The sequence below is a fragment of the Bradyrhizobium stylosanthis genome, from assembly GCF_001641335.1.
Lineage (GTDB): Bacteria > Pseudomonadota > Alphaproteobacteria > Rhizobiales > Xanthobacteraceae > Bradyrhizobium > Bradyrhizobium stylosanthis.
On the sequence record NZ_LVEM01000001.1, the window covers coordinates 178,282 to 192,454 of the forward strand.

General features: G+C 66.1%; 19 protein-coding genes. 13 read left to right on the forward strand and 6 right to left on the reverse strand.

Going from position 1 to position 14,173, the window contains the following annotated elements:
- Positions 1-6 precede the first annotated feature (6 nt).
- Positions 7-177 carry a hypothetical protein gene (locus tag A7X65_RS42410; protein ID WP_167358187.1) on the forward strand — a complete coding sequence of 57 codons (171 nt, stop codon included), beginning with the start codon at positions 7-9 and terminating at the stop codon, positions 175-177.
- 237 nt (positions 178-414) lie between these two features.
- Positions 415-939 (forward strand): hypothetical protein, encoded by a 525-nt coding sequence (locus tag A7X65_RS00880; RefSeq protein WP_063682508.1) that lies wholly within the window; start codon positions 415-417, stop codon positions 937-939.
- On the opposite strand, the gene A7X65_RS00885 is transcribed toward A7X65_RS00880, so the two are convergent.
- From A7X65_RS00885 to A7X65_RS00895, 3 genes are all read right to left on the reverse strand, one after another.
- Positions 901-1,293, reverse strand: a complete 393-nt coding sequence (locus A7X65_RS00885) for a carboxymuconolactone decarboxylase family protein (protein ID WP_063682509.1) — start codon at positions 1,291-1,293, stop codon at positions 901-903. The two genes, A7X65_RS00880 and A7X65_RS00885, sit on opposite strands and share 39 nt — an antisense overlap.
- A 111-nt stretch (positions 1,294-1,404) precedes the next feature.
- Entirely contained in the window at positions 1,405-2,187 is a 783-nt protein-coding gene (gene pcaD / locus A7X65_RS00890) for a 3-oxoadipate enol-lactonase (RefSeq protein WP_063682510.1), read from the reverse strand.
- A 20-nt stretch (positions 2,188-2,207) separates the two neighbouring features.
- A complete protein-coding gene (locus A7X65_RS00895; RefSeq protein ID WP_063682511.1) occupies positions 2,208-3,563 on the reverse strand; it encodes a 3-carboxy-cis,cis-muconate cycloisomerase in 1,356 nt (451 codons plus the stop codon).
- A 184-nt stretch (positions 3,564-3,747) separates the two neighbouring features.
- Here A7X65_RS00895 and A7X65_RS00900 point away from each other — a divergent pair, with 184 nt between their 5' ends.
- The 11 genes from A7X65_RS00900 to adhP all read left to right on the forward strand — a co-directional run bounded on the left by A7X65_RS00900 (position 3,748) and on the right by adhP (position 12,876).
- Positions 3,748-4,194: an SRPBCC family protein gene (locus tag A7X65_RS00900; RefSeq protein ID WP_063682512.1), complete on the forward strand. Its 447-nt coding sequence runs from the start codon at positions 3,748-3,750 to the stop codon at positions 4,192-4,194.
- 139 nt (positions 4,195-4,333) lie between these two features.
- Complete coding sequence (locus A7X65_RS00905; RefSeq protein WP_014494194.1) at positions 4,334-4,819, forward strand: (2Fe-2S)-binding protein; 486 nt, start codon at positions 4,334-4,336, stop codon at positions 4,817-4,819.
- A 33-nt stretch (positions 4,820-4,852) separates the two neighbouring features.
- Entirely contained in the window at positions 4,853-5,659 is an 807-nt protein-coding gene (locus A7X65_RS00910) for an FAD binding domain-containing protein (RefSeq protein WP_063682513.1), read from the forward strand.
- Between the two features lie 60 nt (positions 5,660-5,719).
- Positions 5,720-6,625, forward strand: coding sequence for an AAA family ATPase (locus A7X65_RS00915; RefSeq protein WP_063682514.1), 906 nt, complete (start codon positions 5,720-5,722; stop codon positions 6,623-6,625).
- Between the two features lie 131 nt (positions 6,626-6,756).
- A complete protein-coding gene (locus tag A7X65_RS00920; protein WP_063682515.1) occupies positions 6,757-7,959 on the forward strand; it encodes a vWA domain-containing protein in 1,203 nt (400 codons plus the stop codon).
- An 11-nt stretch (positions 7,960-7,970) separates the two neighbouring features.
- Complete coding sequence (locus A7X65_RS00925) at positions 7,971-8,294, forward strand: XdhC family protein (RefSeq protein WP_008564652.1); 324 nt, start codon at positions 7,971-7,973, stop codon at positions 8,292-8,294.
- A gap of 2 nt (positions 8,295-8,296) precedes the next feature.
- On the forward strand, positions 8,297-8,998 hold the full coding sequence (locus tag A7X65_RS00930; protein WP_063682516.1) for an XdhC family protein: 702 nt from the start codon (positions 8,297-8,299) through the stop codon (positions 8,996-8,998).
- On the forward strand, positions 8,995-10,599 hold the full coding sequence (locus tag A7X65_RS00935) for an NTP transferase domain-containing protein (RefSeq protein WP_063682517.1): 1,605 nt from the start codon (positions 8,995-8,997) through the stop codon (positions 10,597-10,599). The genes A7X65_RS00930 and A7X65_RS00935 overlap by 4 nt, the downstream gene beginning before the upstream one ends.
- A gap of 212 nt (positions 10,600-10,811) precedes the next feature.
- Positions 10,812-11,201, forward strand: a complete 390-nt coding sequence (locus A7X65_RS00940; RefSeq protein ID WP_063682518.1) for a DUF4189 domain-containing protein — start codon at positions 10,812-10,814, stop codon at positions 11,199-11,201.
- A 103-nt stretch (positions 11,202-11,304) separates the two neighbouring features.
- Positions 11,305-11,715 (forward strand): DUF2000 family protein, encoded by a 411-nt coding sequence (locus A7X65_RS00945; protein WP_063682519.1) that lies wholly within the window; start codon positions 11,305-11,307, stop codon positions 11,713-11,715.
- 135 nt (positions 11,716-11,850) lie between these two features.
- Positions 11,851-12,876 carry an alcohol dehydrogenase AdhP gene (adhP, locus tag A7X65_RS00950; RefSeq protein WP_063682520.1) on the forward strand — a complete coding sequence of 342 codons (1,026 nt, stop codon included), beginning with the start codon at positions 11,851-11,853 and terminating at the stop codon, positions 12,874-12,876.
- A gap of 67 nt (positions 12,877-12,943) precedes the next feature.
- Here adhP and A7X65_RS00955 read toward each other — a convergent pair whose 3' ends face one another.
- From A7X65_RS00955 to A7X65_RS00965, 3 genes are read right to left on the reverse strand one after another with little or no spacing between them, the layout of a single operon-like run.
- Positions 12,944-13,357: a GFA family protein gene (locus tag A7X65_RS00955; protein WP_063682521.1), complete on the reverse strand. Its 414-nt coding sequence runs from the start codon at positions 13,355-13,357 to the stop codon at positions 12,944-12,946.
- A 12-nt stretch (positions 13,358-13,369) separates the two neighbouring features.
- Positions 13,370-13,831 (reverse strand): SRPBCC family protein, encoded by a 462-nt coding sequence (locus A7X65_RS00960; protein WP_063682522.1) that lies wholly within the window; start codon positions 13,829-13,831, stop codon positions 13,370-13,372.
- Complete coding sequence (locus tag A7X65_RS00965) at positions 13,828-14,163, reverse strand: ArsR/SmtB family transcription factor (protein ID WP_014494205.1); 336 nt, start codon at positions 14,161-14,163, stop codon at positions 13,828-13,830. The genes A7X65_RS00960 and A7X65_RS00965 overlap by 4 nt, the downstream gene beginning before the upstream one ends.
- Between the last annotated feature and the right edge of the window lie 10 nt (positions 14,164-14,173).

Below are 14,173 nucleotides of genomic sequence, written 5' to 3' on the forward strand. Positions count from 1 at the left end.
CCCCGAATGACGAAGCAGCAGAACCAGAATCCGGGCCAGCAGAGTCAGAATCCCGGCCAGCGCAACCCGCAGCAGCAGGGCGGCGGTCAGAAACCCGGACAGCAGCAGCAGGACCCGATGCGCCAGGGCGATCGTCCCGGCCAGCAGCAGGGCGGCCAGCGCAATCAGGACGAATAGTTTGGGAAGCCCAAGCCAAGGGAGTGAGGAGGGCCCCGCCGAAAGGCGGGGTCTTTTTCGTGAGCGAGCGCTCCGTCATTCCGGGACGGTCCGAAGGACCATGCCCGGAATGACGGGGATCGCGCCCGGCCAGTTAAGGTAAACAAAGGGTTTAAATTGCCGCCACAGTCTGATGCGAGTTAGCTCCCCGCAAAGCCTTCCCAATGAAGGCGCGTGGCAGGCGAAGCGGGAAGCGGCATGTTCAGGAATTGGCGGATCGACACGGTCAATGGCGCGCTGCTGGCGGCCTATTTCATCCCGGCCTGGGCGCTGGTGGCCTTCAACATCTTTGTTTCACCGGTGCACGGCCTCTACGAGCGGCCCAGTGTCGCAGTGGCGCTGTTCCTCAGCGACCATCTCCAGATGGCCGGGATGGACACGGTGCGCGCGGCCTGGCTGCTGGCACTCGGACGCCTGACCGTCGTTGCGTTCTTCGCGATCTATCTCGTGCTGCTCTGCATTCCCCGCGTCCGCCGCAACGGCGGCAGCGACGAGGCGCTCGGCATTGCGCTGGCGCTCGGCAGCCTGATCTCGTTCGCGAGCATGGTGATGGCCTCGAAGGTCGGCGAGATGGCCGCCCTGCGCCTGCATGCCACCGAGCTGCTGCTACTGCTCGGCGCCGCGATCGTGATGCTGATCGAGCGGCCCACGGCGGCGCCAAAGACCGTTCAGACCGCCGAGCCGCTAGGTCTTGAGCAGGCCGAGCTCCTGCACAATCGCTGAGGCTTCCTTCACGGCGTGATTCGCCGCGGGTACGCCGCAATAGATCGCTTGCTGCAGCAGGATCTCCTTGATGTCCTCTGGCGTGAAGCCGCCCTCGGCGAGCGCCGCACGCACATGCAGGCGGAATTCGTCCCATTGGCCGAGCGCGACCATGGTGCCGATCACGAGCACGCGCCGCGTGCGCTCGTCGAAATGCGGCCGTGTCCAGATCTCGCCCCAGGCGTAGCGCGTAATCAGGTCCTGGAAGTCGGTGTTGAACGCATTGCGGTTTGCGATCGACTTGTCGACCCAGGCATTGCCCAGCACCTTTCGGCGCACATTCATGCCGGCATCGCGGCGCTTCTGGTCGTCCATTTGATCCTCCTCTCCGTTATTGCGAGCGTAGCGAAGCAATCCAGAGTGCTTCCGCGGAGGGATCTCTGGTTTGCTTGGTCGCTGCGCTCCTCGCAATGACGGTTGTTGCAGTTAGCGCTGCGTCAGAAATCCCACCACCGCATCCGTGAATGCGTGCGGCTGCTCGACGTTGGAAATGTGGGCGGCGTCGATGATGGTCATGCTGGCGCCGGGAATGCCGGAGCGGATCAGCTCACCCGCCGAGATCGGCGTCGCCATGTCGTGGCGGCCGGCGATCACCAAAGTCGGGCTCTTGATCTTCGGCAGCAGCGCGCGCTGGTCGAGCGTGGACAGCGCCTCGCAGCAGGCGAGGTAGCCCTCGACCGGGGAGGCCAGCAGCATCGATTTCATCCGCGCGGTGATCTCGGGCTCTCGCTCGCGGAAATCCTGGGTGAGCCAGCCGCCGAGCACGGCATCGGCGACCGACGCGATGCCGCCCTTCTTCACGGCGTCGATGCGCTCCAGCCATTTGGTCGGCTCGGCATAATAGCAGGAGGTGTTGGCGAGGATCAGCTTGCCGAAACGCTCCGGCGCATTGGCGCCCAGCCATTGCCCGACCATCCCGCCCATCGACAGGCCGCACCAATGCACCTTCTCGATGTTGAGGTCGTCGAGGATCGCAAGCACGTCGCGGCCGAAGCGCTCCATCGTGTAGGGGCCGGGGGCTACGGTTGACTTGCCGTGACCGCGGCGGTCGTAGCGGATGACGCGGAACACCTGCGTCAGCGCCTTCATCTGCGGCTCCCACATCTGCAGGGTGCAGCCGAGCGAGTTGGAAAGCATCAGTGTCGGCCCGCCGTCACGGCCCTCGACGGAGACGTTGAGCAGGCAACCGTCGGCATCGATCATGGGCATGCGGCGTCTCCGTCGTGTCTTTATTCGCGGTCGAGGCTGTCGAGCAGCCGGTCGATCAGGGCTTGGGAAGCCCCTTGATAGGCCATCGGCTCGAACAATGCCGCAATTTTTTCCGGCGTCAGATGCGCGGTCACCTGCGAATCGGCCGACAGCACCTCGCGCAGATGCTTTTTCTCGGCGACCGCGCGCTTGCTCGCGGCCTCGATCAAATGATGCGCGTCGCTCTTGCCGATCTTGTCGGCCAACGCAAACGTGACCGCTTCCGCCATGATCAGGCCATGCGTCGCATCGAGGTTGCTGCGCATGCGCGCGGCATCGACATCGAGGCCTTCTGCGATGTCGACGATGGAGGCAAGCGCGCCGGACGCGACCAGCATCAGTTGCGGCAGCGTCGGCCATTCGGCGTGCCAGGGCCCGGCGCTGCGTTCGTGGTCCTGCACCTGCGCGGCGAAAATCGTGGCGGCGAGCTGCGGCGCCATGGTGGCCGCGCCCAGCGCGCTTGCGGCCGCGACCGGGTTGCGCTTGTGCGGCATGGTCGAGGAGCCGCCGCGGCCTTCGCCGGCGGGCTCGAAGGCTTCGCCGACGTCGGTCTGCATCAGCAGCGAGATGTCGCGCGCGATCTTGCCGCAGCTTCCGGCGAGAATCGCGAAGGCTGAAGCGGCTTCGGCGATGCGATCGCGATGGGTGTGCCAAGGCGCTTCCGGTAGCGGCAGGTCGAGCTCCCGAGCCAGTCGTTCCGCAACCACGAGCCCCTTGTCGCCGAGGGCGGCCAGCGTGCCGGCCGCGCCGCCGAATTGCAGCGCGAGGCCCTCGCGGCGCAGCCGCCGCAGGCGGCAGCGGGCGCGGGCGAGGCTCGATGCGTATTCGGCCGCCTTGAGCCCGAACGGCATCGGCAGCGCATGCTGGAGCCAGGTCCGCGCCACCATCGCGGTGTTGCGATGGGTACGGGCGAGCGCGGCAAAGCCCTTGATGGCACGGCTGAGGTCGGCGTCGAGCGCATCGATGCCGGCGCGGAGCGTCAGCATGGTCGCGGTGTCGATGACGTCCTGGCTGGTTGCGCCCCAATGCACGTAGCGCGCGGCTTCGGCGTCGGCCTTGGCGACGCTGGCGGTGAGCGCCTTGACCAGGGGAATTGCGAGATTGCCGGATCGCGTCGCGACCTCGGCGAGGGCAGTGATGTCGAAGGAGGAGGCCTTGCAGGCGGCTTCGATCGGGCCCACTGCGGCCTGCGGAATCACGCCCGTGGCGGCCTCGGCCCGGGCCAGGGCTGCCTCGAAATCGAGCATGTTCTGGAGGGTGGACCGGTCGTCGCAGACCGCGCGCATGGCCGCGCTCGAAAGCATCGGCGCAAGCAGGGGAGAGAGGGCTGTGCTCATGTTGCGCGCGACCTAATCACCATGGCCCGGCTCTGCCAATCCCAAACCGTCAGCGCAAGCTTTTTGCACTTGCGAATATGCATTGCACGTGACCGGGGGTGCCCTTTCCTTTGCGGCCTCCGTGCGTTACTTGAGCAATATTATTCTGAAGCGATCCAAGTCAGATATCTCCGGGAGGCACCCCATGGCCATGACGATGAACGGCGAAGTCCAGCTCGCGGCGCCGCGCGAGGCCGTGTGGGCCAAGCTCAACGATCCCGAAGTGCTGAAGGCCTGCATTCCCGGCTGCGAGGAGCTCGAGAAGACCGACGACGGCGGCTTCCGTGCAACGGCAAAAATGAAGGTCGGACCGGTGTCGGCGCGCTTCAAGGGCAAGGTCATGCTCAGCGATCTCGACCCGCCGAACGGCTACAAGATCTCGGGCGAAGGCGAGGGCGGCGTGGCGGGCTTTGCCAAGGGCGGCGCCGTGGTCAAGCTCGCGGAGAAGGATGGCGGCACGCTGCTCTCCTACGACGTCGAGGCGCAGATCGGCGGCAAGTTGGCGCAGCTCGGACAACGCCTGATCAACGGCACCGCCAAGAAGCTGGCGGACGAGTTTTTCGCGAACTTCGCCAAGGCGGTACAGGGCTGAAACCTATCGCCTTTCGGCATGGCGGCTTGCGTCCGGGGTGATGTTGCCCCCGGACATATTGGCCCATATGATGGGTTGGAATAATTATAAGAAAGAACCGCTTCGACGGGACCCGTCGGGGCGCTGACAGAGAGTGCTTATGGCAAAAATCTCCCTCATCGTGAACGGTAATCCTGTGACGGCCAACGTCGATCCCCGCACGCTCCTGGTGCAGTTCCTGCGCGAGAATCTGCGGCTGACCGGCACCCATGTCGGCTGCGACACCTCGCAATGCGGCGCCTGCGTCGTGCATCTCGACGGCAAGGCCGTGAAGTCCTGCACCACGCTTGCCGTGATGGCGGACGGGCACGAGGTCAAGACGATCGAGGGGCTGGCCGCCGACGGCGCGCCGCTGCATCCGATGCAGGAGGCCTTCCGCGAGCATCATGGCCTGCAGTGCGGCTTCTGCACGCCGGGCATGATCATGACCGCGATCGACATCGTGCACCGCAAGGGCCACGAACTCGACGACCATACGATCCGCGAGGAGCTGGAAGGCAATCTCTGCCGCTGCACCGGCTACCAGAACATCGTCGCCTCGATCTCCGCCGGCGCCAAGGCGATGGCGAAATCCGACCTGGCGTAATCCGCGCACGCATCCCGCGATCAGGACATTCAGATGTACGAATTCAAATATCATCGCCCCGGCACCGTGCGGCAGGCCGCCAACCTCCTGGTGAAGAACGAGGACGCCAAGGTGATCGCCGGCGGCCACACGCTGATTCCCGTCATGAAGCAGCGTCTGGCCAGCCCCCCGCATCTGGTCGACCTCTCCCACATCGAGGGGCTCAACACGATCGAGATGAAGGGCCGCTCGCTGGTGATCGGCGCCACCGCCAAGCATGCCGAGGTCGCGAGCTCCGCCATCGTCGGCGAGGCGATTCCGGCGCTGGCCAATCTCGCCAGCCAGATCGGCGATCCCGCCGTGCGCCACAAGGGCACGATCGGCGGCTCGCTCGCCAACAACGACCCGACCGCAGACTATCCGGCCGCCGTGCTTGCGCTCGGCGCCACCATCGTCACCAACAAGCGTCGCCTCAAGGCCGAGGAGTATTTCCAGGGCCTGTTCACGACGGCGCTCGAAGCTGACGAGATCATCACCAAGGTGATGTTCCCGCTGCCGAAGAAGGCCGCTTACGTCAAATTCCGCAACCAGGCCTCGCGCTATGCACTGGTCGGTGTGTTCGTGGCGCGCCGTCCGTCGGACGTGCGCGTGGCCGTCACCGGCGCCGGCTCCGAGGGCGTGTTCCGCGTGGAAGCGTTCGAGGAGGCGCTGAAGAAGCGCTTCGCGTCGAAGGCGATCGAAGGCATCGAGGTGCCGGCCGAGGGGCTCAACAGCGACATCCACGGCAGCGCCGAATACCGCGCGCATCTCATCGGCGTGCTGACGCGGCGCGCCCTCGATGCCGCCAACGCCAAGGGGTGAGGTGACCTCACCCCCAGCACAAGACTTGCCCCGCGAGGGCGCAAACGAGACTGGCCTTTCATGACTTCAGCGGCGCTGCCGGCATCGGTCGATGCGATGCTCGAACTTTTGACCTCGCGCGGCTATCTGGCCGAGCGGTCGCTGGCGACGGTGACCTACCTGTCGCTGCGCATGGGCAGGCCGCTGTTTCTGGAAGGCGAGGCCGGCGTCGGCAAGACCGAGATCGCGAAGGTGCTGTCGGCGGCGCTGGGGCGGAAGCTGATCCGCCTGCAGTGTTATGAAGGCCTCGACGTCTCCTCCGCGGTCTACGAGTGGAACAGCGCGGCGCAGATGATCGCGATCCGGATGGCGGAAGCCGCCGGCGATACCGATCGCGAGCAGCTCTCAAGCGACATCTTCGCCGACCGCTACATGATCAAGCGGCCGCTGCTGCAGGCGCTCGAGCCCGACGTCGCCGGTCCGCCGGTGCTGCTGATCGACGAGCTCGACCGCGCCGACGAGGCGTTCGAGGCTTATTTGCTCGAAATCCTTAGTGACTTCCAGGTGACCATTCCGGAATTCGGCACCGTGAAGGCGCCGCATCCGCCGATCGTCATCATCACCTCCAACCGCACCCGCGAGATCCACGACGCCCTGAAGCGTCGCTGTCTCTATCACTGGGTCGACTATCCCGCCGCCGAGCGCGAGCTGGCCATCGTCAAGACGCGCGTTCCCGGCATCTCCGCGAAGCTGTCGCAGCAGGTCGTGCGCTTCGTCCAGGCGTTGCGCAACCAGGATTTCTACAAGTCGCCTGGTGTCGCCGAGACCATCGACTGGGCCACCGCGCTGTCGGAGCTCGATGCCCGCTCGCTCACCCCGCAAGTGGTCGGCGACACGCTGGGCGCGCTGCTCAAATACCAGGACGACATCACCCGCATGCAGGGCGACACCCTGCAGAAGGTGCTGAAGGAAGCGACGAGCGACTAGTCGTCATTCCGGGGCGCGCGTCAGCGCGAACTCTGGTGCGCAATTGCGCACCCGAGAATCTCGCGCCACAGGCTCTGGATTCCGGGTTCGTTGTTTTGCGGCGCCCCGGAATGACGGAGCGAGGATAGACCATGGCCATCAACCACCTTGCCCCGGAGCAAACCGAGCAGTTCGCCGACAACATCGTCGGCTTCGCCCGGGCGCTGCGCGCCGCCGGCATGCCGGTGGGGCCGGGCGCGGTCATCGACGCCATGAGCGCGCTGCAGGTGATCGACATCGGCAACCGCGGCGACGTCTTCACCACGCTGGAGGCGATCTTCGTCAAGCGCCACGAGCATGCGCTGATCTTCAAGCAGGCCTTCAACCTGTTCTTCCGCGCCTCGGAGGAATGGAAGCACATGCTGGATTCGGTGCCGCTTCCCGAGCAGGCCAAGAAGAAGCCGCAGGCCGGCTCCCGCCGCGTGCAGGAGGCGATGTCGCAGCCGCGCATGACCGAGACGCCGCAGCACCAGGAGCAGGATTTGCGCCTGTCGGTCTCCGACAAGGAGATCCTTCAGAAGAAGGATTTCGCGCAGATGAGCGCGGCCGAGATCAGCGAGGCGCTGCGCGCGATCGAGCGCATGCACCTGCCGCAGGCCGAGCTGCTGACGCGCCGGCATCGGCCCGACCCGCGGGGCCTACGCCTCGATCTGCGTCGCACGCTGCGCGCCTCGCTCCGCAGCGGCGGCGAGATCATCGACATCCACCGCCGCGGGCGGATCGAGAAGCCGGCGCCGATCGTCGCGCTGCTCGATATCTCGGGCTCGATGAGCGAATACACCCGCCTGTTCCTGCACTTCCTCCACGGCATCACCGACGCCCGAAAGCGCGTCTCGGTGTTCCTGTTCGGCACGCGCCTCACCAACGTCACCCGGGCGCTGCGCCAGCGCGATCCCGACGAGGCGCTGGCGAGCTGCTCGGCCTCGGTCGAGGACTGGGCCGGCGGCACGCGGATCTCGGCCTCGCTGCACAACTTCAACAAATTGTGGGCGCGGCGGGTGCTGAGCCAGGGCGCCATCGTGCTGCTGATCTCCGACGGGCTGGAGCGGGAGGCCGATTCCAAGCTCGCCTTCGAGATGGACCGGCTGCACCGGTCCTGCCGGCGGCTGATCTGGCTCAACCCGCTGCTGCGGTTCTCTGGCTTCGAGGCCAAGGCCCAGGGCATCAAAATGATGCTCCCGCACGTTGACGAATTCCGCCCGGTACATAATTTGAGTTCGATCCAGGAGCTGATCACCACGCTCTCCCGGCCGCTGCCGCCGCATCACCGCAGCCTGATCCGCTCCGCAGCTTGAGAGGCTTGACCATGCTCGATCGCGACGAGGATATCCTGAAGGCGGCGGAGGACTGGCAGAAGGCCGGCCGTGGCGTCGCGCTGGCGACCGTTGTCGAGACCTGGGGCTCGGCCCCGCGCCCGGCGGGCTCCAGCCTCGTCATCAACGACGAGGGCACTTTTCTGGGTTCGGTCTCCGGCGGATGCGTCGAGGGCGCCGTGGTCACCGAGGCCATGGATGTGATCGAGAGCGGCAAGCCCAAGATGCTGGAGTTCGGCGTCGCCGACGAGACCGCCTGGAATGTCGGTCTGTCCTGCGGCGGCACCATCCGCGTCTTCGTCGAGAAGGTCGGCTAGCCGTGAAGCTCGCGATTTTGCACGAACTCAATGCCGAGCGCGCCGCGCGCCGGCCGGCGATCCTGGTGACCGACACCGAGAGCGGCGAGCAGCGTCTGGTGAAATCGGCGGACTTCGCCAAGGATCCGCTGCGGGCCGAGCTGGAAAAGCAGCTTCGCATGGGCAAGAGCGCCAATGTAGAGGCCGGCGGCAAGAAGCTGTTCCTGAACGTTTACGCGCCGACCGCAAAGCTCGTCATCATCGGCGCGGTCCATATCAGCCAGGCGCTGGCACCGCTGGCGCGCTCGCTCGGCTATGACGTAACCGTGGTCGATCCGCGCACCGCCTTTGCCAGCCCCGAGCGCTTCCCCGATGTTCCGCTCGTCGCCGAATGGCCCGACACCGCGTTGCCGCCGCTTAATGTCGACGCCTATACGGCGTTCGTTGCGGTGACGCACGATCCCAAGATCGACGATCCCGCGCTGCTGCACGCCTTCGAGCGCAACTGCTTCTATATCGGTGCGCTCGGCTCGCGGAAGACGCATGCCAAGCGCGGCGACCGGCTGCAGGCGCAGGGCGCCAAGGACAGCGACATCGCGCGCATCCACGCGCCGATTGGCCTTGCGATCGGCGCTGTCTCGCCGTCCGAGATCGCGGTGTCGATCATGGCCGAGATCACGGCGGTGCTCCGCCTGCCTCCCAAAGAAAAAGAAGAAGCGGCATGAAGTTCGGTCCGGCGAGCCCCAAGGATGCAATCGGCGGGGTGACCGTCCACACGTTGCGCCAGGGGCCGCTGGTGCTGAAGAAAGGCACCACGATCGGGCCTTCCGAGGTCGAGGCGCTCACGCGCGCCGGCATCAAGGACATCGTCGTGGTGCGCATGGAGGCGGGCGACGTCTCCGAGGACGTTGCGGCTGCCAGCATTGCGCTTGCCGTCGGCGGCGAGGGCATCCATGTCGAGCGCGCCTTCACCGGCCGCGCCAATCTGTTTGCCGCGCAGCCGGGCGTGCTGGTGATCGACCGCGCCGCGGTCGACCGCATCAACAACATCGACGAAGCCATCACCTTTGCCACGCTCGCCGCCTACAAGCCCGTGGTCGAGGGCGAGATGGTCGGTACCGTCAAGATCATCCCGTTCGGGGTCGAGGGCAACTTGCGCGATGCCGCGGTGAATGCTGCCGGCAAGGACGTGCTCAGGATCGCGCCTTACGTGATCAAGCGCGTCGGCGTCGTCTCGACCCTGCTGCCGGGCCTCTCCTCCAAGGTGGTGGACAAGACCCTGCGCGTCACCGCCGAGCGGCTCGCGCCGGCCGGCGCCAGCATCATCGCCGAGCGGCGGGTCCAGCACGACGAGCGCGCGCTGTCGGCCGCGATCAAGGAATTGCTCGCGCTCGGCGCTGAGCTGGTCATCGTGTTCGGGGCGTCCGCAATCGCCGACCGCCGCGACGTGATCCCCGCGGCCGTCACGGGCATCGGCGGCGAGATCGAGCATTTCGGCATGCCGGTCGATCCCGGCAATCTCCTGCTGATCGCGCGTGCCGGCGAGGTGCCGGTGCTCGGCGCACCGGGCTGCGCGCGCTCGCCGGTCGAGAACGGTTTTGACTGGGTCTTGATGCGGCTCCTCGCCGGCATCAAGGTGACGCGCTCCGAGCTGATGGGCATGGGAGTCGGCGGCCTCTTGATGGAAATCGTGACGCGGCCGCAGCCGCGCGCCCAGCCCGAGACCGAGGGCAACAGTCAGGTCGCCGCCATCGTGCTCGCGGCGGGGCGCTCAACGCGCATGGGCGGTCCGAACAAGCTGCTCGCCGAGCTCGACGGCAAGAAGCTGGTGCGGATCGCGACCGAGCAGGCGCTCGCTTCCAAGGCATCCGAGGTGATCGTCGTCACCGGCCATCAGACCGAGCTGGTCGAGCAGGCGCTGCAGGGCCTGAAGGTGAAGTTCGTCAAGAACCCGGATTTCGCCGGCGGCATCGCGAGCTCGGTCAAATCAGGCATCGCGGCCGTGCCCGACAGCTGCGACGGCGCGATCGTCTGTCTCGGTGACATGCCGTTGATCGACGCCGGCCTGATCGACCGCCTGATCGACGGTTTCGCGCCGGACCGCGGTAATCTCATCGTCGTGCCCGTCAGCGAAGGTCGCCGCGGCAATCCCGTGCTGTGGTCGCGCCGCTTCTTTAAGGAGCTCATGACGCTCGACGGCGACGTCGGCGCGCGGCACCTGATCGCTAAGCACACCGAGGCGGTCGCCGAAGTGCCCGTCGACGGCGAGAGCGCCTTCCTCGACATCGACACGCCGCAGGCGCTGGAAGCGGCACGCCGGGGGTGACGGCGCCGTAGGGTGGATTAGCCGAAGGCGTAATCCACCATTACCTCTCGGCGGAAACAAAAGAGGTGGATTACGCCGAGCAGATGCGCTTCGCGCACCTGCAAGGCTAATCCACCCTACGGCACCTACCGATTTCAACCACCCGTTCACCATCTGGAAACGACCGCCGCTTAGAGTTGCGGCCACTTGCCTTGGGGGTGAGGGGTTTTTTCATGGCTTCGAACGTCGTCGCGCGCCGTTGCGCGATGTTTTTCTTTGCGCTGTCGGTCTGTGTTGCCGGTGCTCGCCACATTACGGATGCGCATGCCGCCGGTGCCTTTGCGGTCGGCAAGTGCGGCGCCTATGGCCAGGCTTTTGACTACGGCGCGGAGCATGAGGCTCGCGCCGCGGCGCAGAAGCAGTGCAAGGGCGACTGCACGACCGTGACGATGAAGCGCGCCTGCGCGGCGATGTCGGTCGATATGGCCAACCCCTGCGGGGCCTATGGCTATGCCGTCAAGCCGAAGATCTCGGCCTCGCTCAATGCCGCGACGCGCGAATGCTACAAATACGGCGGCAAGGAATGCGTGATCCGCGCCTGGGCCTGTGACGCCAAGGGCTGATCTTTCGAGCGCTGAATTTTCTTGCTGTCATTCCGGGGCGATGCAACGGTACCGCGCGGTGCGCGGATCTGAGCAGCGCAAGGAATGACAATCGGGGAAACACATGCAGTTCGACACCAAGATCGCCGTCGTGATCCGCACCGATCTTCAGGCCTGGCAGAAGCTCAACGTCGCGTCCTTTCTCACCAGCGGCATCGCCGCTGCATTTCCCGATTGCATCGGTGAGCCCTATGAGGACGCCTCGGACACGAAATACCACGCGCTGATCGGCCAGCCGATCCTGATCTACGGTGCCGACGGCCCGGCGCTGTCGCGCGCGCTCGACCGTGCGCTGACGCGGGGCGTGAAGCCGGCGGTCTACACCGAGGACATGTTCAAGACCACGCATGATGCCGCCAATCGCGAGGCGGTGAGGGCGGTCGCGCGCCCCGACCTCAATCTCGTCGGCCTCGCCATGCGCGCCGACCGCAAGGTGATCGACAAGATCGTGGACGGCTTGAAGTTCCATAGCTGACGCGGCGTCCAGCTATCCGTCACGACGCTGTCATCCCGTTTTCGCCGACGCATAAAGTTGCGCGGTTTGACTCCAATCAAGGGCGCGCCGCGCGGCATCGCTAGTCTGTCTCTCGTATTGCAATGGAGCAGACCCATGCCGACCATGAAAGCCGCCGTCGTCAAACAATTTGGCAAGCCGCTGGTGATCGAGGATGTGCCGGTGCCGCAGCCCGGTCCCGGCGAGGTTCTGGTCAAGGTGAAAGCGTGCGGCGTCTGCCACACCGATCTGCACGCCGCCTCCGGCGACTGGCCGGTGAAGCCGGTTCCGCCCTTCATCCCTGGTCATGAAGCCGCTGGCATCGTCGCAGCCCTCGGGCCCGGCGTGAAGAATCTGAAGGTCGGCGATGCCGTCGGCGTCGCCTGGCTGCATGATGCGTGCATGTCGTGCGAATATTGCGAGACCGGCTGGGAGACGCTGTGCGAGCACCAGCACAACACCGGCTACAGCGTGAACGGCGGCTTCGCCGAATATGTCATCGCCTCGGCCGCCTTCGCCGCAAAGCTGCCGGCGACGATCGATTTTGCCGGCATCGCGCCGATCCTGTGCGCCGGCGTCACCACCTACAAGGGATTGAAGGAGACAGAAGCCAAGCCCGGCGAATGGGTGGTGATCTCGGGCGTCGGCGGGCTCGGGCATGTCGCGGTCCAGTACGCCAAGGCGATGGGCCTGAAGGTCGCCGCGGTCGACATCGCCGAGGACAAGCTCGCGCTCGCTCGCGAGACCGGCGCCGATCTCGCGGTCAACGCGCTCGCAGCCGATGCCGTGGACAAGGTGCTGGCGGCAACGGGAGGAGGGGCCCACGGCGTGCTGGTCACGGCGGTCTCGACCGCGGCGTTTGCGCAGGCGCTGAAGATGGTGCGGCGGAAGGGCACCGTCAGCCTCGTCGGCCTGCCGCCGGGCGAATTCCCGACGCCGATCTTCGACGTCGTGCTCAAGCGCATCACGGTGCGCGGCTCCATCGTCGGCACCCGCCGCGACCTCCAGGAGGCCATCGCCTTTGCCGCCGACGGCAAGGTCAAGGCCGAGGTGACGAAGGTGCCGCTCGCCGAGATCAACGGCGTCTTCGACCGCATGAAAGCGGGCAAGATCGATGGCCGCATGGTGCTGGATTTTGGCTGAAGCGTTTTCGAGCGAAGCGGATACCGGTTCGCGTCAAGACAACGTGCCGAAACGAGAGCCTGTTGCCTCACCCCGGCGGCATGCCTTCGAATGTCGGCAGGCCGGGGTCGAGCCGGTCCCAGCCATGCCCGCGCGCGGCGTAGGTCACGGCTTGCGGCGTGTAGCGGGCGGGTTCGTCGAGGCTCGCGGCGCGGATGGTGAAGATCTCGGGCATGGCGGCGAAGGTCAGGTAGACCGGCAGGCCGCACTGCGGACAGAAGCCGCGCGTCTTCACGTTGCCGCTGTCGCCGACCATGTCCCAGTGCTTCGCTTCGCCCGTCAGCGTCACGCCGGCGCGCGCGAATGTCGCGTAGGAGCCGTGGCCGCTGCCGCTTTCCCGCTGGCAGTCCCGGCACTGGCAGTGATTGCTGAACAGCGGCTCGCCGACAATCGAATAGCGGATCGCGCCGCAGGCGCAGCCGCCGGTATAGGGTTTGTCCATCGCGATAACTCCTCACTCTTCGCCGCTGATCTCGTCGAGCTGGCGGACGACCTTCTTCCAGCCGCCGCTCATGACCGTGTAGGCCGACTCGTTCCTCGGCAGGACGAAGCCGGCATGAACCAGGCGGATCCGCGTGCCGGCTTCGACCGGCGTGAGCGACCAGGTCACGACCGTGTCGAGCGGCGCGCCGTAGCCGGTGTTGCGCTCATCGCCGCCCTTCCAGGCGTAGACGAGGCGGCTGAAAGCCACGACCTCGAGAACCCGGCAATGGATGACGCCATCCCAGTTGCCGCCCGGGGTGGTCTGGAACGTGAAGGCGTTGCCTTCGACGGCTTCGAATCCGGTCGGCTGCATCAGCCAGCGCGCGATCAGCTTTGCGCTGGTCAACGCCTTCCAGATCGTCTCGGCCGTGTGAGGGAAGACCTCGTCGATGACGATGTCCTGTGTTTCGGCTTTCAACGCGGCTGCACTCACGGATCGATCTCCTTCAAGAGGTCACGCAGGTTCTGGAAGCGCTCGCGCCAGAACACGCCGTAATGATCCATCCAGGTCACCAGCGGTTCGAGTCCTTGCGGCGCTGCGCGGTAGTAGACGTTGCGGCCCTCGGCGCGCTCGGCGACGAGGCCGGCCTGCTTGAGGGATTTCAGGTGCTGCGAGATCGCGCCCTGCGTCACGCCGCTGCCGCGCGTCAGCTCGGCGACGCTGATCTCCTTGCTCTCGAACACACGCTCGAACACGGCGCGGCGCGTCGGATCGGCGAGGGCGCGCATCACGGTCGTGACGGGGTTTGGGGTGGCTTCAATCATGCAATTCAAT